This is a genomic window from Synechocystis salina LEGE 00031, assembly GCF_015207985.1.
GTDB classification, from domain to species: Bacteria; Cyanobacteriota; Cyanobacteriia; order Cyanobacteriales; family Microcystaceae; genus Synechocystis; species Synechocystis salina.
In genome coordinates, this window is the sequence record NZ_JADEVV010000003.1 from 13,781 (window position 1) to 36,993 (window position 23,213).

Annotated in this window: 20 protein-coding genes; 7 read left to right on the forward strand and 13 right to left on the reverse strand. The window is 49.2% G+C overall.

The window, feature by feature from the left end; genetic code table 11:
• Positions 1 to 42: 42 nt before the first annotated feature.
• On the forward strand, positions 43 to 1,515 hold the full coding sequence (locus IQ217_RS01490) for an apocarotenoid-15,15'-oxygenase (protein WP_194018658.1): 1,473 nt from the start codon (positions 43 to 45) through the stop codon (positions 1,513 to 1,515).
• Between the two features lie 130 nt (positions 1,516 to 1,645).
• Here IQ217_RS01490 and IQ217_RS01495 read toward each other — a convergent pair whose 3' ends face one another.
• Positions 1,646 to 2,086 (reverse strand): hypothetical protein, encoded by a 441-nt coding sequence (locus IQ217_RS01495; protein WP_190598330.1) that lies wholly within the window; start codon positions 2,084 to 2,086, stop codon positions 1,646 to 1,648.
• A gap of 112 nt (positions 2,087 to 2,198) precedes the next feature.
• Positions 2,199 to 3,722 (reverse strand): CPBP family intramembrane glutamic endopeptidase, encoded by a 1,524-nt coding sequence (locus tag IQ217_RS01500; RefSeq protein ID WP_228023932.1) that lies wholly within the window; start codon positions 3,720 to 3,722, stop codon positions 2,199 to 2,201.
• A gap of 131 nt (positions 3,723 to 3,853) precedes the next feature.
• Here IQ217_RS01500 and IQ217_RS01505 point away from each other — a divergent pair, with 131 nt between their 5' ends.
• Together IQ217_RS01505 and IQ217_RS01510 are read left to right on the forward strand one after the other, a co-directional pair.
• The gene (locus IQ217_RS01505; RefSeq protein WP_190598332.1) at positions 3,854 to 4,003 is read left to right on the forward strand and encodes a hypothetical protein; all 150 of its coding nucleotides are present in this window, start codon (positions 3,854 to 3,856) and stop codon (positions 4,001 to 4,003) included.
• Between the two features lie 94 nt (positions 4,004 to 4,097).
• Positions 4,098 to 4,691 (forward strand): Maf family nucleotide pyrophosphatase, encoded by a 594-nt coding sequence (locus IQ217_RS01510; protein WP_190598333.1) that lies wholly within the window; start codon positions 4,098 to 4,100, stop codon positions 4,689 to 4,691.
• Positions 4,692 to 4,706: 15 nt separating this feature from the next.
• On the opposite strand, the gene cysS is transcribed toward IQ217_RS01510, so the two are convergent.
• The 10 genes from cysS to IQ217_RS01560 form a co-directional block, all read right to left on the reverse strand.
• Positions 4,707 to 6,158: a cysteine--tRNA ligase gene (gene cysS, locus IQ217_RS01515; protein WP_194018659.1), complete on the reverse strand. Its 1,452-nt coding sequence runs from the start codon at positions 6,156 to 6,158 to the stop codon at positions 4,707 to 4,709.
• 136 nt (positions 6,159 to 6,294) lie between these two features.
• Positions 6,295 to 6,555 (reverse strand): DUF1816 domain-containing protein, encoded by a 261-nt coding sequence (locus IQ217_RS01520; protein WP_420826658.1) that lies wholly within the window; start codon positions 6,553 to 6,555, stop codon positions 6,295 to 6,297.
• 131 nt (positions 6,556 to 6,686) lie between these two features.
• On the reverse strand, positions 6,687 to 7,841 hold the full coding sequence (gene rlmB / locus IQ217_RS01525) for a 23S rRNA (guanosine(2251)-2'-O)-methyltransferase RlmB (RefSeq protein ID WP_194018661.1): 1,155 nt from the start codon (positions 7,839 to 7,841) through the stop codon (positions 6,687 to 6,689).
• A gap of 12 nt (positions 7,842 to 7,853) precedes the next feature.
• Positions 7,854 to 8,285: a Mini-ribonuclease 3 gene (locus IQ217_RS01530; RefSeq protein WP_194018662.1), complete on the reverse strand. Its 432-nt coding sequence runs from the start codon at positions 8,283 to 8,285 to the stop codon at positions 7,854 to 7,856.
• 72 nt (positions 8,286 to 8,357) lie between these two features.
• Positions 8,358 to 8,684, reverse strand: a complete 327-nt coding sequence (locus tag IQ217_RS01535; RefSeq protein WP_249213885.1) for an STAS domain-containing protein — start codon at positions 8,682 to 8,684, stop codon at positions 8,358 to 8,360.
• A 137-nt stretch (positions 8,685 to 8,821) separates the two neighbouring features.
• Positions 8,822 to 9,556, reverse strand: coding sequence for a sucrose-phosphate phosphatase (locus IQ217_RS01540; protein ID WP_194018663.1), 735 nt, complete (start codon positions 9,554 to 9,556; stop codon positions 8,822 to 8,824).
• A gap of 185 nt (positions 9,557 to 9,741) precedes the next feature.
• Positions 9,742 to 10,785 (reverse strand): class 1 fructose-bisphosphatase, encoded by a 1,044-nt coding sequence (gene fbp / locus IQ217_RS01545; protein ID WP_194018664.1) that lies wholly within the window; start codon positions 10,783 to 10,785, stop codon positions 9,742 to 9,744.
• A gap of 83 nt (positions 10,786 to 10,868) precedes the next feature.
• Positions 10,869 to 11,561, reverse strand: coding sequence for a 2-C-methyl-D-erythritol 4-phosphate cytidylyltransferase (gene ispD, locus IQ217_RS01550; protein ID WP_190598341.1), 693 nt, complete (start codon positions 11,559 to 11,561; stop codon positions 10,869 to 10,871).
• 80 nt (positions 11,562 to 11,641) lie between these two features.
• Positions 11,642 to 12,466, reverse strand: a complete 825-nt coding sequence (locus tag IQ217_RS01555) for a TlyA family RNA methyltransferase (RefSeq protein ID WP_190598342.1) — start codon at positions 12,464 to 12,466, stop codon at positions 11,642 to 11,644.
• On the reverse strand, positions 12,466 to 13,326 hold the full coding sequence (locus IQ217_RS01560) for a branched-chain amino acid ABC transporter permease (RefSeq protein ID WP_190598343.1): 861 nt from the start codon (positions 13,324 to 13,326) through the stop codon (positions 12,466 to 12,468). The genes IQ217_RS01555 and IQ217_RS01560 overlap by 1 nt, the downstream gene beginning before the upstream one ends.
• 268 nt (positions 13,327 to 13,594) lie before the next feature.
• On the opposite strand from IQ217_RS01560, the gene IQ217_RS01565 reads away from it, so the two are divergent.
• The gene (locus IQ217_RS01565; protein WP_190598344.1) at positions 13,595 to 15,505 is read left to right on the forward strand and encodes an ABC-F family ATP-binding cassette domain-containing protein; all 1,911 of its coding nucleotides are present in this window, start codon (positions 13,595 to 13,597) and stop codon (positions 15,503 to 15,505) included.
• Positions 15,506 to 15,518: 13 nt separating this feature from the next.
• Here IQ217_RS01565 and IQ217_RS01570 read toward each other — a convergent pair whose 3' ends face one another.
• Positions 15,519 to 17,114 carry a glycosyltransferase family 4 protein gene (locus IQ217_RS01570; RefSeq protein WP_194018665.1) on the reverse strand — a complete coding sequence of 532 codons (1,596 nt, stop codon included), beginning with the start codon at positions 17,112 to 17,114 and terminating at the stop codon, positions 15,519 to 15,521.
• Between the two features lie 1,328 nt (positions 17,115 to 18,442).
• On the opposite strand from IQ217_RS01570, the gene IQ217_RS01580 reads away from it, so the two are divergent.
• From IQ217_RS01580 to IQ217_RS01590, 3 genes are all read left to right on the forward strand, one after another.
• Entirely contained in the window at positions 18,443 to 20,923 is a 2,481-nt protein-coding gene (locus tag IQ217_RS01580) for an SBBP repeat-containing protein (RefSeq protein ID WP_194018667.1), read from the forward strand.
• A 109-nt stretch (positions 20,924 to 21,032) separates the two neighbouring features.
• Positions 21,033 to 21,962: a hypothetical protein gene (locus IQ217_RS01585; RefSeq protein ID WP_194018668.1), complete on the forward strand. Its 930-nt coding sequence runs from the start codon at positions 21,033 to 21,035 to the stop codon at positions 21,960 to 21,962.
• Between the two features lie 97 nt (positions 21,963 to 22,059).
• Positions 22,060 to 23,211, forward strand: a complete 1,152-nt coding sequence (locus IQ217_RS01590) for a beta-ketoacyl-ACP synthase III (protein ID WP_194018669.1) — start codon at positions 22,060 to 22,062, stop codon at positions 23,209 to 23,211.
• Positions 23,212 to 23,213: the final 2 nt, after the last annotated feature.

Below are 23,213 nucleotides of genomic sequence, written 5' to 3' on the forward strand. Positions count from 1 at the left end.
AGAAAAAGTAAAGAAATGTAACAAATATTTTTCCCATTGCCCATGGTTACTTCCCCTACCACCAGTTCCCCTTCGCAGCGGTCCTACAGTCCTCAGGATTGGCTGAAGGGTTACCAATCCCAACCCCAGGAGTGGGATTACTGGATTGACGATGTGGAAGGCACCGTGCCCCCAGATCTCCAGGGCACTCTCTATCGCAATGGCCCCGGATTGTTGGAAATTGGCGATCGCCCTTTGAAGCATCCCTTTGACGGGGACGGCATGGTAACGGCTTTTAAGTTTCCTGGGGACGGGAGGGTACATTTCCAAAACCGATTTGTGCGCACCCAGGGCTATGTGGAAGAGCAAGCGGCGGGAAAAATGATCTACCGGGGCGTTTTTGGCTCCCAACCGGCGGGGGGCTGGCTCAAAAATATCTTTGATTTACGGCTAAAAAACATTGCCAACACTAACATCACCTTCTGGGGCGATCGCCTCTTGGCCCTGTGGGAAGGGGGACAACCCCATCGGTTAGAACCATCAAGCTTAGCAACCATCGGCCTGGATGATTTGGGGGGCATTCTTGCTGAAGGCCAACCCCTGTCGGCCCATCCCCGCATTGATCCAGCCTGTATTTTTGACGAAGGCCAATCCTTTTACGTCACTTTTTCAATCAAATCGGGCTTAAGCAGTACCCTAACTCTGTTGGAACTAGACCCCCAGGGCAAACTGTTACGACAAAAAACCGACACCTTTCCCGGTTTTGCCTTTATCCATGACTTTGCCATCACGCCCCATTACGCAATCTTTTTACAAAATAATTTGACCTTCAACGCTTTGCCCTACGTTTTGGGTTGGCGGGGAGCGGGGGAATGTGTGGAATTTCATCCTGAAAAAACGGCCCAAATTATTCTGGTGCCCAGGGGCAACGGCGAAATTCAAAGAATCCCAGTGCAGGCTGGTTTTGTTTTCCACCATGCCAATGCCTTTGAGCAAGGTGGCAAAATAATCCTCGATTCCATTTGTTATAACTCTCTGCCCCAGGTGGGCCCCGATGTGGATTTTCGTAGTACGGATTTTGACAATTTAGACCCAGGACAGCTATGGCGTTTCACCATTGATCCTGCAGCGGCGACGGTGGAAAAACAGTTAATGATTAGCCGTTGTTGCGAGTTTCCCGTCGTCCATCCCCAGCAGGTTGGCCGGGCATATCGCTATGTTTACATGGGCGCCGCCCACCACAGCACCGGCAATGCTCCCCTCCAGGCCATTCTCAAAGTTGACCTAGAGTCGGGCACTGAAACTCTGCGTTCCTTTGCTCCCCATGGTTTTGCGGGGGAACCGATTTTCGTACCCAGACCCGGTGGCGTGACTGAAGATGATGGTTGGCTGCTTTGTTTGGTTTATAACGCTCAGCTACACCGTTCCCAGCTAGTAATTCTTAATGCTCAGGATATTAGTCAACCGGCGATCGCCACGTTGAAGTTAAAGCACCACATTCCCTATCCCCTCCATGGTTCCTGGGCTAAGGTCTAATTCTAGGGTTTGATTTAACTAAAAATGGGGCAGGGTTTAGAACAAAAAGCTTTACAGGTAAAGCTGGTCAGGCTTTTTTCCCCGGTCCTATCCTAATCGTGGAGGCGGCTAGAGCATGGCCACCATGCCCCTACCAACGATCAAATTCGTAGTAAATATTGCCCAAGGTCTCGTAGGTGATGCCAGGAAGTTGGCGGAGTTTGCCGTCCAGATAATCCATGGCTTCGTCCTTTGTCATATTAGTACGTTGCATAAAAGTCAGTACGCTCACCTTGCCCTGGCTTTGTTTGACTAATTTTTCGAAAATTACCTCCACTTCCTTTTTTAAATTCCGCAGGTAAATATAGATGGTGAAAGCGTAAACAAAGGAGAAAATTAGCCCCAAGATATGGAACAGGGGCAGCCTAAACAGGGAGTCGGCAAAAACAAATTCAAAAATGGCGAAAAAACCGAGGGTAGAGAAAAATACCGGTGTTGAACCGATGCGTTCCTGTTCTGTTCTCGATTTCAGGCTGACTAAACGGTAAACGTAAAAAATGGCTGTTAAGAATAAATAAAAAAGCCAGTCCATAAAAACTCACCAGTTCACTGGCGACTCACCACAGGTTAACGGGCTAGAGGAAAATGCAGTCTACCAGCACCATTCTAGAATCTTACTTTCAAAATCAGGCCACTATGAGTATTCAACCGCCACCCAAAATGAATAGGCTTAACAAAGTTCCACTATTCCATAAACTATGGAGAATCATGGAGGATAAAAGATTGCGGGAACGGCTGTAAACTAGCCCGAGAACCGAGCCCAAGACAAATAGGGGCAAAATTTCCGACACGTTCAAATGGGCAATGGCAAACAGTAAACTGCTGAGAATAATCGCCACACTAACAGGAAAGTAACGGGTTAGGGCCGGCAGAAGAAAGCCTCGGAAGATGATTTCTTCAAACACTGGCGCTAAAATGGCCGCGGTAAAAAAGAAAATCCCGAGCACCACCCAATTTTGGGAATCTAAGGCGAGGGAAAGCAGGGGATTACTACCCCCTTGGCCCTGCCAAATTTCCTGATTTACCAGGGATACCAATACCACCAAAGGCAATGCCACCAGGTACCCCCCCAAGCCCCACAACACCGCTTTTAGATTAGGACGCAGGGTAAACCACCCCTCGGGTAGGGGACGGAAATCTTTGAGGGATAGGAACAATACCCCCAAGCCCACCGTGGCGATCGCCCCATAGGTGGCCAATACATAAAAAGCTTTACCCATCAACGACAAATCCGCCATGGGCAGAGGTAACACCCCCACCACCAGAGGCAAAACGATCTGACTGGGGAAAAAGAAGCCCACCACCAACACTTGCCAAGTGGTTTCCCAATTCCAGGGAGTGTCCCATTTGGTTTTGGCATTGGTGGCCAGAATCGCCTTCTCCCGACCCAGGGCCCACTGTAATAACAGCCCCACAATCAGTAAAACGCCGATGCCTCCTCCCAGCAAAGGCAAACTATTGAGTAGGGCTAGTTTCACTAAGGCTCGCTGGCTGGCCTTTTCCACTTCCGTTTGCAACGCCCCACAGGCAGGGGTATCACAGATTTGATCTGGTTTTTCGATATTGCCCTGGCGACGATAAAGCTGGGTCAACCCTTGCCAACGAAACCATCCCTTTAATTGATCATTAATCAGCGCTTCCGCATGGGGGGGAATGGGCTGGGATTGTGCCAAAGCAATTAACACTGTGGCGATTTTTTGCTGATTTTGCTCACCGTTGCTCACCACGGATTCCCAGGTGCCCAGGGCTTGTTCCGGCTGATTTTCGGCGTATTGCAACAGCCCCAAATTAATTTGGAGTTGGTTGAGGGTCTTTTTATTTTTGGCAATGACCGCTTGGATCGGCGCTGGATCGCTATTGGAACTGGCTTCCAAGACTGTTTTTTGCGCTTTGAGACGGTCCAGATGGTCAATCAATTCCTGGACTGCTATTTCGTACTGTTTTAACCCCCCCTGTTGGGGCTGGCTTTCCAAGAGGGCTTTTTGCAGGGTTTCCCCCCATGTGCCCGATTCATCCTTCCCCTGCCAAGCTGAAGCTTGCAATAACAGATTGGTTTGGGAAAGCTGTAGTTGGGACTGTACTTGGGGCTCCTCTAAACTTCCCACTAGGGAAAGCAAAAAGGGCACGAGGGAAATAACCGTCAACAGGGCGAGGATAATTCGCTTCATCAAAAAAACTGGGTCTAAAACCCCGTCCTTGGCTTCGGGACGGCTGTGTTAATCAAAGTAGCATAACCCATCGTCATCTTTGGGCCAGGGCGGTGATCCCGCTCAGAGGGAATAATTTTTGTAGTACAGTAATGGTTGATAATGCCGCTGAAATATTGGCAGTGGGTTTGACTCCCCCTGGCGATCGCCTACTTTGGTGGAAAACTAACTCAAAGACTCCCAGTATGGAGAAATTTTGGGGGGAAATTAAAATTTGGCACCAGTTCTTTGCCATCTCCTAGTCATTACTTGCCCCTAAAATTGCCTGGTCTAGGGCGGATCTACCCCACGGCCAACCACCATAGTCTTGAAAAAAGCTTTAAAAATTCAACAATTATGCGCCCAACTTTTGTCCTTGCTTCTGCCTCCCCCGCCCGCAAGCGTTTACTAGAAATGGCCGGCATTGCCCCTCTGGTGGCCGTGAGTCATTTCGATGAATCTTCCTTAACCGCTGACAACACAGTGGCCTTGGTGGAAGCTCTGGCCAAAGCTAAGGCGGAGACAGTGGCCAGCAAATTTGCCGATGCCCTCATCCTCGGCTGTGATTCTCTCCTATTGGTTAATGGTCAAACCTACGGCAAACCGGAGTCCCCGGCCGTGGCGATCGCCCGTTGGCAAACCATGCGGGGCCAGGTGGGGGAATTGTATACGGGCCATGCTCTGATTGACCGCACCCAAAACCGTTGCCTCTGCCAAACTGGGTTAACCAAAGTTCATTTTGCAGATGTGGACGACGACACCATCCAAGCCTACGTGGACAGTGGGGAGCCCCTCCAATGCGCCGGGGCGTTTGCCCTGGAAGGCAAAGGGGGAATGTTGATTAATAAACTGGATGGTTGCTCCAGCAACGTGATTGGCCTAAGTTTGCCTATTTTGCGGTCATTGTTGCAACGGTTGGGCTACTCTTTGGCCGACTTTTGGCAAAGTTAAACTAAAGCAAGTGAACTAGCGGAACCATTCCGTTACCCCACCGGGTTTATCCACCAATGTGATCCCCGCCTCCTGCAATAGATCCCTGAGGCGATCGCCCTCGGCCCAATTTTTATCTTTCCTAGCCTGGGTGCGTTGGGCCACCAATTGTTCAATGGCCGCATCGGTTAGACCATTATCGTCAGTGGATTGGGACTCTGGATTAATGCCTAAACCCAAAATTTCCGCCAAACTGACTAAAGTAATCCACTGGGTTTGCAACAAATCCGGGTCGGCTGGGGTTGAGCCCTCGAATTTTAATTTGTTCCCTTCGGATCGTAGATGTTTGGCCAATTCAAACAGTACGGCCAAACCGCCGGCAAAATTAAAGTCATCGTCCACCGCTGCTTGAAATGCCCCTGTCCATTGATTCGCATCCGGAGGCAGGGGAGAAAATTCTAGTGCCCAACCAAAGTCTTGACCATAGTCGTAACCAAATTGCAGACCCTCCGTTAACGTATGCCAGCCATTGGTGGCGGCGGCGATCGCCGTGTCAGTAAAATCCAAAGGCTTACGGTAATGGCCCTGAAGCACTAAAAGTCTAATTGCCATGGGGTCAACGGTTTCTAGCAAAGCCCGAATGGTGGTGAAATTCCCCAGGGACTTGGACATCTTTTCCCCGTCCACTTTCACCATGCCGTTATGGAGCCAATACTGGGCTAGGGGTTGCCCTGTCACCGCCTCGGATTGGGCAATTTCGTTTTCATGATGGGGAAAAATTAAATCATTGCCCCCCACATGCAGATCAATGGTTTCCCCTAAAAATTCCCGCACCATGGCGGAACATTCAATGTGCCAGCCGGGCCGCCCCTTACCCCAAGGAGATTCCCAAGCTGGTTCCCCCGGTTTAGCACTTTTCCATAAAGCAAAATCAAACGGGTCCTGTTTTTGCGCCCCATCTGGATCGGCCACGGTCACCCGACCGCTGGCCCCTGCCTGTAAATCTTCCAGCTTACGGCCAGAGAGCTTGCCGTAGCCCTCAAAATTACGCACCGAGTAATAGACATCGCCGCCACTGGGATAGGCGTAGCCCTTAGCTTCCAACTCGGCAATTAATCTTTTAATGCCATCTAAGGTGTGGGTAGCCCTGGGGTAGAGGTCCGCTGGTTGCACCCCCAACGCTTCCATATCTTCAAAATAGGCGGCGATAAATTTTTCTGACACCGCCTCCATGGTGGAGCCTTCGTCCACTGCCCGTTTGAGGATTTTGTCATCAATGTCGGTGAAATTTTGCACATAGCGCACTTCATAACCAGACCATTGCAGATAACGACGCACTAAATCCCAGGTGATACAGGTGCGGGCATGGCCGAGGTGGCAGTAATCATAAACAGTGATGCCGCAACAGTACATAGTCACCAGGCCAGGGTGGAGCGGTTGCAGGGCTTGTTTGGCTCGGGTGAGGGAATCGTACAGGCGCAGGGTCATGGGCAGGGAAGGCAAAAATCAATATACAGTCTTCCCATTATTCTCTATCAAAGCCGTATCGAGGCCCAACGGCGATCGCCAAGAATTGGGCCAGGCTGGGAAAACTGGGCCGTGGTGAAAGGTAACGCCCTCGGTACTAGGGGGAAAGGATGGGCATTAATTCTTCCCCTTCATCAAAAATGGTCAAGCGGGCGGGCTTGCATTGCTTGATGTTTACTTGGATGTCTTGGGCTCCCTCCCCTCGCAAATCCTCCAGGTAGCCTACCTGGGCCTTTTCCGCACTGCTACGGCGGGCAAAGGGGCCAAAATAATAGGTACAGCGAGGAGCGCCGGTACTAATTTCAACCCAGTGGGCCATGCCCAACAGGGATAAAATTCGGATCCACAGTTCTTTCATAGGACTTCGGGTAAGGATAGAGACAAGGTAATGGGTGTTGCTTGCTGTCATTCTAGCTTTCAAGCCCGCAATATTTTGTTACATTGCCGGCAGAATGGCAATTAAATCTGCGACTCTGCCACTTTTTCTTGCTAATCCTCTGAAACTTCTGGGAAGTCGGGGGAAGGGGGAGATAGGGTAGGCCGATCAAAACCCCGTTGGCGAAAAATTTCATAAAGGCTGATGGCCGCCGCCACGGAAGCATTGAGACTGGGGGTTTTACCGGCCAAGGGAATGGTAATGAGATGATCACAGTGTTTTTGGGTCAACAAACTCAGCCCTTCCCCTTCCGAGCCAATCACTAGGCCCATGGGTTCTCGTAAATCCGATTGGTGTAGAGGGGGTTGCTTACCCGCCACGGTGCCGTAGATCCAAAAGCCCGACTCCTTCAAAGTTTCCAAGGCCCGACTCAGATTTACTACCCGGGCCACGGGGAAATGTTCCAAGGCGCCAGCGGCCACTTTCATTACCGTGGAAGTGATCCCAGCCACCCGCCGTTGAGGTAAGACCATGCCCTGGGCTCCAAACGCTTCGGCGGTGCGGATGATGGCCCCCAGGTTATGGGGATCGGTAATGCTGTCGATAATTACTAAAACCGGGGCAGTGCTTTGGCGTTTGGCTTGATCAATCAAATCCCCCAGTTCCCAGTAGTGGTAGGGGGCCACCTGGGCCGCAATCCCTTGGTGATTGGCGTTGTGGGTGATCTGGTTGAGGCGAAAATTATCCACTTCATCCACCACTGTGCCGTTGGTCTTGGCGGTTTGAATTTTAGTGCGATAGCGAATGTCGTGGCGGAGATGGGAAGTAATCCAAATGCGATTCAACTGGCGATCGCCGTCTAGGGCGGCTAGGACAGCATGGTGACCATAGAGCAAATCCAGGGCTTCCTGGGCCTGATCGGAGTCCGCCATGGGGGGAGCAGAAGGGGCAGCTTTAGCAAACTGGGGCTTCTGGCCCGATCGCCGGGGCCTTTCGTCACCGTAGCGGGGCTTATCCCTGTCCTTATCTTTAAATCGGCTCTTAAAACTGGAGGGTTTATCCCCAGAACGTCGGGGTTTATCCTCATTGGAACGGGGGCGGGGCTTATCCTGGAAGCGATCAGACTTTTCTTTAAAACCTTGGGGCTGGTCATCGTTAAAGCGGGGTTTATCTCCACTGCGCTTCGGTTTGGGTTTCTGCTCTCCATAGCGGGGTTTATCTCCACGGGCAGAACGGGGAGAAAATTTCTTCTTGGGCATTTCAGTCATGACTTTCGGGGGCTAACGGGGGGCAGCGTCGGGCAGTTCAATTAAGGCTAATAGTTCATCTAATCGACGGGCATCCCTGAGGTATAAATAACCTAAAAGAGTTTCTAAACCGCTGGCGGCCTGGTACAGTTCGGGGTTGGCCCGCCGGGAAGTGGATGTGGCGGCATTACGACCCCGACGCACCCATTCCTTTTCCGGGTCGGTTAATTGGGGTAAAAGGGTGGCTAATATCTGGGCCTGTTGTTCAGCCCGCACCTGGGCCACCACCCGACGGTGAAAATCCCCTATACGACGGGGGGGAAATAGATAAGAGCAACGGACATAAAGTTCAAAAACAGCGTCTCCCAGGTAGGCCAAGGCCACGGGGGATAGGGACTGTACCGGAGGGGCATCGGCGGGGCACAGGGGGGATTGCCAAAGGGGATGGTCACTAAACTGGGTCATGGCACGTCCCCATTGCAGTCAAGACCGGACAGCACCACCATGGTTGGGCTACCCGCGAACAACCAGCCATCATTACCCCTCAGTGGTAGCGGCGATCGCCTCGGCCAGGGAATTATGAAGATGGAGGAATTTTTCCAAACGCACCAGTTTTACCGTTTGGGTAACCCTAGGGTTGGTGACAATCTGCACACTTCCTTCTTTGTTTTGGGAAAGTTTGGTTACCTGCACCAATGCTCCTAGACCAGAGCTGTCAATAAAATCAATGGTGGACAAGTCCAGCACCACATGGGCGGGCCCCGCTTCGATGTGATCACTGACTACCTTACGGAAGGTAGGCTCGGAAAATGCGTCCAACAGACCCGTCAAACGGAATATTTGCAGTTTTTCCTTGACTTCCAATGTTCCGCGTAAACTGACTGTTAGGTTTAGTGGCTCAGCAATAACGCCCTCCTCGGTTTTGCACCCTGTACTCAAAATTGAACAATGTCAAATTGTAGCTTACTTTGCTTGCCCATTCGGCGATGTTAACTAAAATATTAGCCAAAAAAATCAAAATGGGCGATCGCCTCTAGAATAGCGCCAGCATGGCTCAATTGGGCCCAATAATGGCGAGAATTTCCCCATTGGTCATACCAGTGCAGTAATTCCGGTTGGGCATTGCGGACAATGACACCCCGAGCGGAAGTTTCAAATAAACCAATATCATTGCCGGAGTCCCCACAGACCAGGGTTTGGTCTGACTCCATGGCCAAATGTTTTTGCAAATACTGGGTGGCATTGCCTTTGTTACTGCGTTGGGGTAACAGATCGACGTCTTTGCCACTGCTAAAAATTACCTGCACTGGAATGCCAGTCTCCTCCAAGATTTCGGTTAGTTGGTCAATAACTGTGGGAGAAGCCTGGGGAGCGAGGTGATAACTAATTTTCCAGGGATTTTGTTCCAGGGGAGATTGGGGTTTTAAAGCTTCAAAACCATCGGCGATCGCCTGGAGGGTATCCCGCTGCCAATGTTCAGAGAGATAATCAGCCCAGCTTTGATCCAGTCCCTGGGGGTGGTAAATTTCACTCCCCACCGCCGTAAGCCAATAGTCCGGTTCCATCAGCCCTACCTGTTTTTGTAACTGTCGAGCCGAATTATAGGAACGGCCCGTGGCATAGGCCAAATAAAAATCCCCCCGGCGATCGCCTAGGTATTGTTGCAATTCTTCTAGGGCTTCTTGGTCTCCCACCCAGGTGTTATCCAGGTCAGAAATTAACAGTAATTTTCGCATAGGACAATGACATTATTCAGTTCAACAACGAGTCCCCAATGTTGATGTGTGAGTCGTTTAAGAACCTGTTGGCCAAGTTCAGGTTCGCCCCCTCAACCCACCGCAATGCCGGAGGACTCTTCTCTAGTTTTCTGCCAAACTTGGGGGAACAGGGGGGTCTTTCAAAACATTCAAAAAGGGAAAAATTAACTACTTTGCCGTTGTTTGTGGTCACTGATAAAGGATTCCACTAACTTCACATCTTCTACGCTGCCAATGATGGCGGGGGTACGCTGGTGTAATTTGGCGGGAATTAAATCTAGTAAACGCTTCTGCCCATCGCTGGCCCTCCCCCCAGCCTGTTCCACCAAAAAGCCCAACGGCGCCGTTTCGTAGAGCAAACGCAATTTACCATCGGGATTTTTTTCCGTACCGGGATAAAGGAACACTCCCCCCTGCATCAGAATGCGGTGAATGTCCCCCACCAAAGCGCCACTGTAGCGGGCGGTGTAACCTTCGTGACGATGGACGTAACGGGTGTAATCCCTTAGGGGTTCATCCCATTGCCAAAAATTACCTTCATTGGTGCTGTAGATAGGGCCGTGGTCGGGAATGCGAATATTTTCCTGGGCCAGAATAAATTCCCCCAAACTGGGGTCCAAAATGAAGCTATGCACCCCGGAGCCGAGGGAATAAACCAAGATGGTAGAGGGGCCGTAGAGGATATAACCGGCAGCAATCTGTTGGTCACCGTTGGTTAACAAATCTGACGCACTGCCGTCTAGGTCTTCCCCTTGCTGCTGGCGGATGGCAAAAATAGATCCGACGTTGAGGTTAATGTCCACGTTGGAGGAGCCGTCAATGGGGTCGTAGAGCAGGGTATAGCGGCCGATGGGGCAATTTTCGGGGATATAGTAGGGATTTTCCATCTCCTCTGAAGCTAAACGGCAGACCAAACCGCTTTGCTTAAAGACGGAAATGAAAACATCATTGGCAAAGACGTCCATTTTTTTCACCGATTCCCCCTGGACGTTGGTTTCCCCGGTGAAGCCCAATACATCGGCCATTAAACCGGCCCGGCTGAGACGACGGGCAATTAATTTTCCCGCTAGGGCAATGCGGTTCATGATGGCGCTCAAATCCTGGGCATCGGCGCCAAAGCTATTCAGTTGTTGGAGTACGTGGCGTGAAAGGGTGGTGCAATCCCGGTCCAGTAAAGAGTCAGGAATATTAATCTCGCTCACAGTCATGGATGAAAGTCTCCTTGGATTGCTAGGCTCAAAGTCCTTCCCATCCTAACTTGATCTTTCCGAACCCCGAAATTTCGCTATTTCTAGGCAGATTTTGCCAACCTCTGCCCCAAAATAAATTCGGCGATCGCCAGGTCTACGGGGGTGGTAATTTTCAAGTTGGTATCTTCCCCCGGCACTATTTTCACTGACTGGCCACATTTTTCTAGCAGGGCCGCATCGTCCGTTACTTCCCAACCTTCCTGTTTCCCTTTTTCATGGCAGGCTTTGAGCAGGGCCACGTCAAATCCCTGGGGCGTTTGGGCTCCCCACAAATTTTGGCGATCGGGGGTGTCAGTGATCCAACCATCTGCGTTAACTATTTTGATGGTGTCCTTCACTGGCATGGCGGCAATCAATCCTTGGCAATGCTGGAGCGCTTCGGTACAACGGTCAAATAAATCCGGCGTCGCTAAACAACGGGCTCCGTCGTGGATGAGGACGAATTTTGCCTGTTGGGGTAGAGCCTGCATACCGTTAAACACCGATTGCTGTCGGGTTTCTCCCCCCGTGATTAACTGCACTGGTTTAGGGCTATGGAGGGGAGCCAACAAAGCTTCAAAAGCCGGAAAATCGTAGGGCTGCCCAAGGATGCCAATCCATTCAATGGACTGGGATGCCAACGCCGCTTTCACCGTCCAACTTAGTAGGGGTTGCCCCAGAACGTTTAAAAGCAACTTATTTTGACTGCTCCCCATGCGCTTGCCGGAACCCGCCGCTGGAATCAATAAATGCATCTACCCAACTGTTAATTCTGCTGAAATTCTCGGCCTCAAACCTTACCATGTTTGAGACTGGGGACAATTCAAACCCATTTTCAAGTTTTAAACGAGTCTAATGTTTTCTGGGTCATTTCCCCCAACTGGGCCAATGTTGGAGCAGAAGTGTTAACAGCGGTTTGACTAAGCCAGAGTAAATATTCCACATTGCCTGCGGGGCCAGTAATGGGGGAAAAGGTTAAACCATTAAACTGCCAACCGAGGCTCTGGCCCGATCGCCAAACCTGATCAATGGCCTCTGCCTGGGCTTGGGCATCCCGCACCACCCCCTTTTTGCCAATTTTTTCCCTACCCACCTCAAATTGGGGTTTGACCAATAACACCACTTCCCTGGGGGGAGCAAGGAGGGACCAGAGGGGAGCCATCACTTTAGTGAGGGAAATAAAAGATAAATCCATCACCCCCAAGTTAGGCCAGGGTTTATTCCCATAAAGATCCTGGGGCGTGAGGTAACGAAAATTGGCCCGCTCCCGCAAAATCACCCGTTCATCCTGCCGCAATTTCCAAGCGACTTGACCATAACCAACGTCCACGCCGTAAACTTTGGTTGCCCCATTTTGTAATAGGCAGTCCGTAAAGCCACCGGTGGAAATACCCCCATCGAGACAAATGCGACCGTCCACATCAATGGCAAATTCCGTTAGGGCCTTAGCTAACTTTTCTCCCCCCCGAGAAACATAGGGAGGCCTTTGGGCCAACTCCACCACTGCATCCATGGTTACAGGGGTACCTGGTTTATCCACCAACTGTTGATTAACTTTCACTTCCCCCGCCCGGATTAACCGCTGGGCCAGGGCCCTGGATTCACATAGACCTTTGGCCACCAACAGGGCATCCAGTCGTTGTTTATCTGCTTTGGCCATCATTGAGTGCCTTTGAATAGTCCCTGGGGCCGGATGAATAAAATGATGATCATCAACAGCAGCGCTACGCCCATTTTGTAACTGGTGCCAAACCAAGGCACGCTCACTTCCTGGGCCACCCCAATGATTAGTCCCCCGGCGATCGCCCCGTAGGGATTACCAATGCCCCCTAGAATCACCGAGGCAAACATGGGCAAAATTAAAAACCACCCCATATTTGGTTTCAGGGTGGTCATTAGGCCATACATGGAGCCCCCCAGGGCGGTTAACACTGCGGTCATGACCCAGGTCCACATCACGACCCATTCCACATTGATGCCGGATACCTTGGCCAGGTCCACATTGTCCGCCACGGCCCGCATGGCCTTACCCACTTTGGTCTTTTGCAAAATCAGATGCAACACCACCATAGCGGCGATCGCCAGACCAATGACCAGCAAACGGTAATACTCAAATTTAATGCCCATAAAATCCTGGGCGGGGACAATGGGCACTCGGTAATTTTGATTATTGCCGCCCCAGATTAAGAGGATGCCATTGCGCAGAAATAGGGCTAGACCAATGGAGATAATGATCAAGGTCGTTGCCGTGGCCCGCCGAGCCCGCATGGGCTTCCAGAGTAACCATTCACCGATGAACATGGCCATGATGGTACCGACGCAACCCAGGGCCATGGATAGCCACAAATTAATGCCGCTGGTGTTGGCCCACCAAGTTAAATAGGCCGCCAAAGTCATAAAATCGCCATGGGCAAAGTTAGACAGACGCAAAATGCCATAGGTGAGGGTCAAACCCACTGCCCCCAGGGCAATGATGCTTCCCACCGCAATACCATTAAAAATTAACTGTGATAGATCCATGCCTTCCTAACGTGAGACCAAGGGCGATGTCGCCGTAAGCTAACCTACTTTAGGAGATTTTTGCCCATTTTTGTGATCCCGATACGACCCTTTTCGGGCGATAAAACCATGACCCATGGGATAGTCCCAATGGCGATCGCCGTTTTTGATTCTAGCCAGGGCAAACCATGGTGGACAATCGGGGGGTAAACCCAGTTTTTCGATAAAATGATGGCCAGACAAAGGTTTCTGACATTCTCCCACCGCTCATTCTGGTAAATTTCCCCGTATGGCTCTCATCACTGTCCAATCCCTCCGTAAAGATTTCGGCATTAAGGAAATTCTGCGGGATGCTACTTTCAACATCGAACCAGGCGATCGGGTGGGGTTAATTGGGGTCAACGGCTCTGGTAAATCCACTCTGCTAAAAATGATTGCGGGGTTGGAACCCTTTGATGGCGGGGAATATTGGTGCAACAGCAGTGCCAAAGTGGTTTATTTGCCCCAACAACCGGAAATGGACGGCGATCGCACCGTACTGGAACAGGTATTTGTGGACAGTGGGGAACAGTGGCAATTAGTTAAGCAATATGAACTACTTTCGGATAAGTTGGCCCACCAGGGCAGTGACGAGCAATTGCTCAATCAACTGTCAGCCCTATCAGCTCAAATGGAAACCTCTGGGGCCTGGGAGTTGGAAACCCAAGCAAAAATTGTTCTGACCCAATTGGGGGTAGACCACCTCGATGCCAAAATTGCCGATCTTTCCGGCGGTTACCGCAAACGGGTGGCGATCGCCGCAGCGTTACTGTCCCAACCCGATGTGTTGCTGATGGACGAACCCACCAACCATTTAGATGCTTTTTCGGTGGAATGGCTGCAAAGTTATTTACAACGTTTTCGGGGTGCCCTGTTACTTATCACCCACGACCGCTATTTCTTGGATCGGGTAACTAACCGTATTTTAGAAATTGACCAGGGGGAACTGTATAGCTACAACGGTAACTATGGTTATTATCTGACCAAAAAGGCAGAAGCAGAAGAATCGGAACAAAGTAGTCAAAGGAAACACCGGGGAGTGTTACGACGGGAATTGGAATGGTTAAAGCGGGGGCCCAAAGCCCGGAGCACCAAGCAAAAAGCCCGCATTGACCGCATCCATAGTATGCAGGAAACCAGCTTTAAAACCGGCACGGGCAAGGTAGATATTAGTACGGCAGGGCGTCGCATTGGCAAAAAAGTGGTGGAACTGGAAAATATCAGCAAAGGCTTTGGCGATCGCCAATTAATTAAGGATTTTTCCTATATCTTTACCCCGGTTGATCGGGTGGGCATTGTGGGCAAAAATGGCGTGGGTAAATCCACCTTGATGAACATGATCACCGGCCGATTAGAACCAGATCAGGGCACAGTGGACATTGGCAGTACCATCCATTTTGGTTATTTTGATCAACATTCCGATGATTTGAGTTTGAATCCTAATCAACGGGTGATTGATTACCTCAAAAGTGTGGCGGAATTGGTCAAAACCACCGACGGCGAAGTAATTACCGCTGGTCAAATGTTAGAACGGTTTCTGTTTCCCCCCAACCAGCAATTTGCGCCCATTGCCAAGCTATCCGGGGGAGAAAAGCGCCGTTTATTTTTGCTCCGGGTGTTGATGCGGGCCCCCAATGTTTTAATTTTGGACGAACCCACCAATGACCTGGATGTGCAAACCCTGGCAGTGCTGGAAGATTATTTAGAGGACTTTAACGGTTGCGTCATTGTGGTTTCCCACGACCGCTATTTCCTCGACCGCACAGTGGAAACAATTTTTGCCTTTGAAGAGGAGGGACAACTACGGCAATATCCCGGCAATTATAGTTTGTATTTAGAATATAAAAAAGCAGAACAGGTGAGGGCCAACCAAGAAGAAACTGAGTCTAAAAAAGTGCAATCCGCTGCCTCTAGTTCCACCACTGTTAAGCAAGATAATGGCTCGAAAAAGCTTTCCTATAAAGAAAAACGGGAATACGAACAACTAGAACAACAAATTCCCCAGTTAGAGGCGGAAAAGACCCAACTAGAAGCCCAACTTTACCAGAGTCCCAATGGTGACTTTAGTGAGTTACAAAACTTGACGGAACGCTTAGCTGATCTAAGTGAAAGTATTGATCAAAAAACGGAGCGCTGGTTAAGTTTAGCGGAGAGAATTTAACTGGCTATTTTACTTAATTCTTTAGTATTAATTCAGATTTAATCAAGCCATACTTCAGTAGCCAACTGATGGCTTTTTCTAGGGTAGCCATTGGCACAGACACAAATGACTGTAATTCTTCCAGAGACAAAGGCTGGGATTTATTGAGATTTTGCACAATTTGGTCAACCAATGCCATAGGTGGCAACATATAGCTAGCGAATTTAACACTTTCTAATTGGCTAATTGTTTCTATTTCTGCCAACGTGACATTTTCCCTGAGGGCAAACTGTAGATTACCCATCGCATTGGTTGGGTAGTTGGCGAATAACTTATAAGGGTCGATCATTGCTCCCCCTCGGGGTAACTGGCGATCGCCGCTGACCTGCCGACGCTTTTCGGTCAGATGGTGCCACAATTCCTGGTAACGACCATAAATACGAGACCAATCAAAAACCGTCTGGGCTTGTTCCTTCGCTGCTGCCCCCATGCGTTGCCGTAGTTCCGGTTGATGTAAAAGCTGATGGAAAGCTAGAGTCGCCGCCTCAATATCGACCGCAACAGTCTGACTGACATGACCAATGTAAAAATCGTAGGAATCAATATCTAACAAATGACGTAGTGCAAAATCATCACCCCCATCAGAGGGCATGGTTGTGGGAATTCTAAAGCCATCGATCCCATCCCGCACCGTATCTTTGTAACCATCCCAGTCACTAACTACAGAGGGCAGACCTGCGGCCATCGCCTCAATGGGCGTTAAACCGAAGCTTTCTTGAATATTGTCCGATAGCGATGTAAAAATATCTGCCGCCGCCCAGGCATCTCGACGCTGTGACGGTTGGCGACCATCCAGCACAACTGAGCCTATATTAGGCGCAGCCAACTGACGGGCTTGATCATAACTACGAGCCACCGGCTCATTGGGGAACCAACCACATTCGATCAAGGTAACGGATTTTTTTGCTGCCGCCCGTTCTAAGGCCAGATACAAAGGCAAGGGATGGGCTTTGGCATGGAAGACTAATCGACCCACAAATAATACCACCACATCCTCTGGCGCAATTCCCAGACGGTTACGGGCAGCCTGTTTTTCCGCCGTTGTAAACTGAAAATCTTGACAATGCACCCCCAGGGGAATGACTGGAAATTGAGGCATTTCACAAAAACGTGCCCCCAAACGAAATCGTAGATACTCAGCTTGTTCTGCGATGATGGTTTCTAAACTAGTCTTTACAGCTTTAGACGTACAAATAATCGCATCCCAGCCATGAACCGGAGCAATTAACAAATCGCGGATTGACTGCATTGCCCCAGCAGATGAAATTGTATGGGTGATGCCACACAAACTATAGGATTGCTCTTGGCCACTACCCAAACGTCGCTGGGCTTCATTGAGCAGACCTGGCCCCGGCAAGTAAAGTATTGATGCATGCTCCAACTTTTCCGGCTGATGACGAGGTAGCCACTGCACAAGGCGATCGCCCTTGGTCGGATCATGTCTTAAAACATCAGCCTTAAACGCGCCAAAACTTCCTGCATCTCGACAATAGCCAAATATAGGATTGCTCGGGGGAGTTCCCCGGATTACGGCCCGCAAAAACGCTTCACCTGCGGAGTGCCGTCCCATAAGCCTGGAACCGCTAGTACGATAACCCTCTGATTCATAGAAGATAGCCGGAGACAGGGGAATATTGCTTGTTGGCATCAATCTAAAAACTCAATTTGCAACCATCTTAGTCTGAGTTGTTCCCAATCGTTTTTCGATTTAACCCCCAATGGCATCTAGCTAGAGCTAATGGGTAATTCTTTCATTGGCAAAGGAGATCGAGATGATTAATTGGAGTTGTTATTAACCAGCATACTAGTCAAGCTATGGGGGATTTTGCCCCCTATCTGGTACAAAACGGGTATGCCTCCTGTTTCTATCCGTTGGGGATTGCTCCGTGACTCCCAAAAAAAGCATGATCCACAGGCTCTACTCTGCACTGACCAAGATGCGACTTCCTTGGACATTCTCCAAGCGTTCCGCCAACGCTGGCAAGTGAAAGTCACTTTTGAGCATGCCCGCGGACATCTATCTTGGCATTGAAACCCAGAGGCAGTGGTCCGAGAGTGCCATTCTTCCCAATACCCCAGCATTGCTTGCCCTCTTTTCCATCGTGACGGCCTTCGCTCATCAGTCACAGTCGGAGTTTCTTCTGGTATGTCATAAAACTGCTTTTTACTTTAAGATTCAACTCACTTTTGTAGATGCTTTAGCCTTAGTCTCGCAACAATTATGGCAGTTCCAGATTTTTCCGACATTTGTCGTCAAGACCCATACCCCATACGATAAAAATTACTACCTAGTTCTTCCATAATCAGTATCATTTCCGTTGTTATGTCTCCTTAAAGCAAATTACGAATCAGCTTGATATATACAAGGCAGTCGTAAAGCTTGTTCTGTCAGGATTTTACTGTGCCACTCGGATACACCAACCGCTGTAATGGATAAAATCAATCTTAAATTAAGGACTAATTAACCATCTTTTATCAGACCGTGTAGGTCGATTAGAGAACAACTACGGAAAGCTTCTAGCTTCTAAAGACAAAGGTTTTAGGAAGTGTACCTAGATAAGAAGTCAATCTCATATTTCTTGAGTCATGAAAAGCCTGAAGTGCTTTCACAACAAGGCTTTTAAAGTACCAATAGCGAGTCCAGCTTCCGAGAGTCACGAAACAAGACTAGACTAAAAATACTGAGATGAGCTGATGCTAATCATTGCCGTCAACGCGAAAGATAAATAAGATTAATGACAATTTATGGCACTATGAGTTGCAACTCCCGCTGAATTGACTATAATCACATAGTCACACTCCGTAAATGCGAATTTTTTAGTAAAATTTTCTCTGATTCTTTAAGTTTCTTCTCCGTAATCGTTAATCGCTATCCAATCTAATCCTGGTGAGGAGTTTATGGCCAATCCCTTCGACGTCGCTTTAACTAATCTTAACAGTCTTTACAGCGGTATCCCTGATGTTCCCGTTCTTCAGACGTACAACTCTCTTAATCCCTACGACATTTCTTTAACTAATCTTAACAATCTTAGCAACTTCGTCATTGAGCCGGCCGTGCTCCCCACAGCAGCAGGTACATATGGACCCCAAATTAGTGAAATTGCTTTTCTCCTAGGAGGTGGAATTCTGTCGGGTGTGCTGGCTGCCGAGCTATCTGCTCAGCTGGGAATCGAAATCAACAACGAAGCTCTTATAACCAAATTCTTTTCCTTCTGGACACCGGGGTCCGACTACGCCTTTGGCCAGGACTCCATTGAATTCATCTCGGGTCGCGAGGGCTTTGACACCATCATTGGTTACGACCCCGGACTCAATAGTGCGCTCACTCCGGTACAAATTGACTTTACCTTTGCCGGCCCCCCGCTAACTAATCCCTTTGCTTCCATAAATGAGCCAGCACGTTACGTCTTGGGAGATTGGCGAAAGCCCTACTACGTGGACAACAATATCTACAGTGAGGGGTTGACCGATTTCATGTATGTTTCGATCGTCTCCTTCAACCCAGTTGACTTTTCGCCACAGAATAATCGTCTCCAGCTCCATGGCAGTCTGAATGATTATTATTTTGTTGCCACGGACGTTGTAATTGATTTAAGTAGTATAGCTCCGGGGCTAGACCCTATTATTGTCCCCGGTACTGAGATTTACTACAAAACCGGCCAGGTTTTTGCCGATTTGATTGCAGTGGTACCTTTCCAGGATCTCAGCGACCCCAACCTTATTTCCGCCTGGATTGATTTTGAGGGTTATACTCCCCCAGAGCTAGCCGACCTTAATCCCCTAGCATCAGCCTCCTACCAAGAGACTGCTGCATTGTTCCTGAGCTCTCCCCTCCTGCAATTAGGCTACGAAGGCATCGACATGGGCACGGCAACGGCCCTCGCCCCGGATGGGGATATCTATGTTGCCGGCTCCACCAGCAGTCTTTTGGGACCTTTTCCCCGTGGAGGTTCAGACAACTTCATTGCCCGCTACAACGACGATGGTAGCTTGGAGTGGATTGTCCAATTTGGTAGCACTGAGTTTGACATCATCACCGACATTGTCAGCGACAGCGCCGGTAATGTTTATGCCACAGGTTGGACTCGGGGCAATGTGGAAACGGGTCTCGGCCTGGCCCCAGGTGTTCAAGACAATTGGGTAGCCAAATTTGATGCCAACGGTATCCAACTCTGGGTAGAGCAATTTACCATTGATGGCTACCTCGACCGTTCCATGGGTATTGCCCTCGATGAAACCAATGGGAGAATCCACCTGACGGGACATTCCAACACGGATGGCTTGGTTGATGATAGTGGTGCTACCGACATCGTCCCCAATGGTAATGTCGTCACCTGGATTGCTGGTTTTGATGCCACCACTGGGGCAGAAGAGTATCGCAACGTCTTTGAAGTAGCCCAAACCTCTAATTCGCGGGGACGTTTTGATGAAGGTTTTGGCATAGATGTTGATGCCGCTGGTAATGTCTTCTCCACCGGTTGGGCCGGAGAAAACGCCTACGACGTCTATCTGGTTAAATCCGATACGGATGGCGCTGTGCTCTGGACTAGGAGCTTTGGAACTAATTCCAATTCCACCCAGAGTTACGCCTGGGATGTCGCTAGTGACGGCACCAATGCCTATATCCTTGGCTGGACCCAGGGCACCCTAAATACCTTCCGCGATCAGACAGATGGCACCACTGCCCCCCTCGTCGCTGACAATGCTTATCAAGGTGGTACCTTCGATGCCTTTGTTGCCGCCTATGATGGGGCTGGCAATGAACTCTGGACTTGGCATGTTGGCGGAGCCGGTGATGACGGTACCTTCTTTGGCAAAATTGTCGCTGATGGTGACTTCGTCTATGCCACAGGTTATACGAACGGCTTTATCGGCACCCTAGGGGGCAGTAACGCTGGCGACTACGATGCCTGGATCGGTAAGTTTGATAAATTAACTGGTCAGACTGAGTGGATCCAGCAGATTGGTAGCACCAAGCTAGACTACGCCACTGGTATTTCCGTTAATGGCGATGACATTTTCGTAACGGGCTTTACGGAAGGCTCCTTGGGCGGCTTGAACGGTGGCGCTTCTGATGCCTGGGTTGCTAAGTTAAATCAAGCTGGCGAGTTAGAAGCTTTTAATGTTTCTGCCCCCATTGCTCCTCCAGCTCCTTTTGCTTCTCCAGTTCCTCTGGCGCCCCCAGCCCCTATTGCTCCTGACCTCAGCAGCTTGCAGTCATTAGGTAGTACCCCTCAGCCTACCTATCCTGCCCTTGGGGACAGCTATGGCACCAATCCCTTCGGCACTCAGCCTACTCAGGCTACCTATGACCTCAGTAGCATGTACCAAAATGCTTACTTTGGCGGCTCCGGAGGTTATTCTGGGTACGGTTACTAGGAACTGCCCATGATCGTAATGGACTAAATAATCTGGAGGGATAGTAATTTCATCCCTCCTTTAGTTTTGGTTCCTAATATTTATCCATGAAGCTAAATTTGTTTTGGTAATGACTGACCCAGCCACAACCAGTATTCTTGTGCTTTATTATTCCCAGTCTGGGGATACTGAGCGATTAGTCCAAAATTTTGTAAAGCCGGTAGCATCAGCGGGAGCCAACGTAACCTGGGCCAATATCCAACCCGCTCAGCCTTATCCTTATCCCTGGAATCTCTCTCGCTTCTTTGATGTTTTTCCCGATTGCATTAACGGGGACACGCCGGAGATTCTGCCGCCATCATTTAAACCAGATCAGCATTTTGACTTAATTATTTTGGCCTATCAGGTCTGGTTCTTGGCCCCGTCCTTGCCTATTCAAGCTTTCATGAAGTCCTCCTATGCGCAAGTTTTGCGGGATACCCCCGTTATCACTCTCATTGCTTGCCGCAATATGTGGCATTCTGCCTCAGAACAACTGCAGCAAAAGCTGATTGACCTCGGCAGCCATTTAATTGGAAAAATAGTAGTCACCCATCAGGGCTCTCCCTTGGCTACCTTTATAACTACTCCTCGCTTAGTGCTCACGGGTAAAAAAGACAAGGCTTTGGGTATGCTTCCCCCTGGAGGATTTGCGGAGGAAGATATTGAATCCGTGTCACAGTTTGGTCAGCAATTAGTGGATTATTTGCCCCAGCTGTCTCTGCCGCAACGGCCACCGCTCTTTACAGGTCTGCACCCCGTCGAAGTCAATAAACGCTATATTTTGCCTGAATGGGTTGGCATTACTCTCTACCGGCCTTGGGCCAGACTGATCCGCCTAGGTGGCCCGTCTGGATCTCCCGTAAGAGCTTTATTGGTTTGGTTATTTGCATTACAACTCGTTATTGCCTTGCCGATAGTATTGTTGCTATGTACAATCATCAGGATATTATTTCATCCTATTTTGAACCCGCTTCTAGAAAGCTATGCCCTAAAGCTACAAAAACAGTCCTTTGATTAATTTTGTAGGCTGGGTAGGTAGATACGCGGCTAAAATTCAGAGCCGTATCATGCTCTGGGACATAAATTAATAAACCATTTCAGAGGAGTGATGCCTAATGAGTACTAATGTGTATGTTAATGGAATGGGAGCTTTTCTTCCCAACGAACCGGTCGATAACACTCAAATCGAAAATGTCTTAGGGCTAATTAATGACAAACCATCTAAAGCAAAGAAATTAGTCTTAAGAAACAATGGGATTAAAACCCGCCACTACGCCATTAACCCCGAAGATAGAAGTATTACTCACACCAATGTAGAACTCACGGTTGAAGCGATTAAAGCCCTTGTCAAAAATTCAGGTTTTGATCTCAATCAGCTCGATTGCTTAGCTTGTGGAACCTCTGGCCCAGACCAGATGATTCCGAACCATTCCCTGATGGTTCATGGTTCCTTAGGAAACCCGCCCTGCGAAGTCATTGCCACAAGTGGCGTTTGTTGCTCAGGGGTAGCGGCCTTCAAATATGCCTACATGAATGTTGCCATGGGTTTAGCTCGTAATGCCGTGGTGTGCGGTTCAGAGCAAGTATCTAGCATCCTCCGTGCCCAACATTTTCAACCAGAAATAGATGCCAAGTTAGCACAGTTAGATGATAAGCCCATAGTAGGATTTGAAAGGGATTTTTTGCGCTGGATGCTTTCTGACGCGGCAGGGGCTGCTCTTATTGAAAATAAACCAAATGAAAGCAGTATTTCTCTACGGGTTGATTGGGTTGATTATATTTCTTTTGCTAATGAACTAGAAACCTGTATGTATGGAGGTTGTATCAAGCTCGAAAATGGTGATATTCAAGGCTGGAAAAACCTTGATAACCTTGGAGAGGCCTTTGATGAAGGCTATTTTGATCTGAACCAAGATGTTAAACTGCTTGCAGAAAATATTGTTCGTATGGGCCAGCGTGGTCTAGAAGATGTCAAGAAAAAGTATAACTTAGACCCCGACAAAGTTGATTGGTTTCTTCCTCACATGTCCTCTGGTTATTTCAAAAAAGATTTAGGTTTACAAATGGAAGAAATTGGCATGTTTATACCGCAAGAGCGTTGGTTTACCAATCTGGAATATAAAGGCAATACCGGAGCCGCTTCGATTTGGATTATGTTAGAGGAATTGTTTAATTCTGGACGTCTGGAGAAAGGCCAAAAAATTCTCTGCATTATTCCAGAAAGTGCCCGCTTTTCCTATGCTTATATGCACTTTACTGTCGTTTAGGT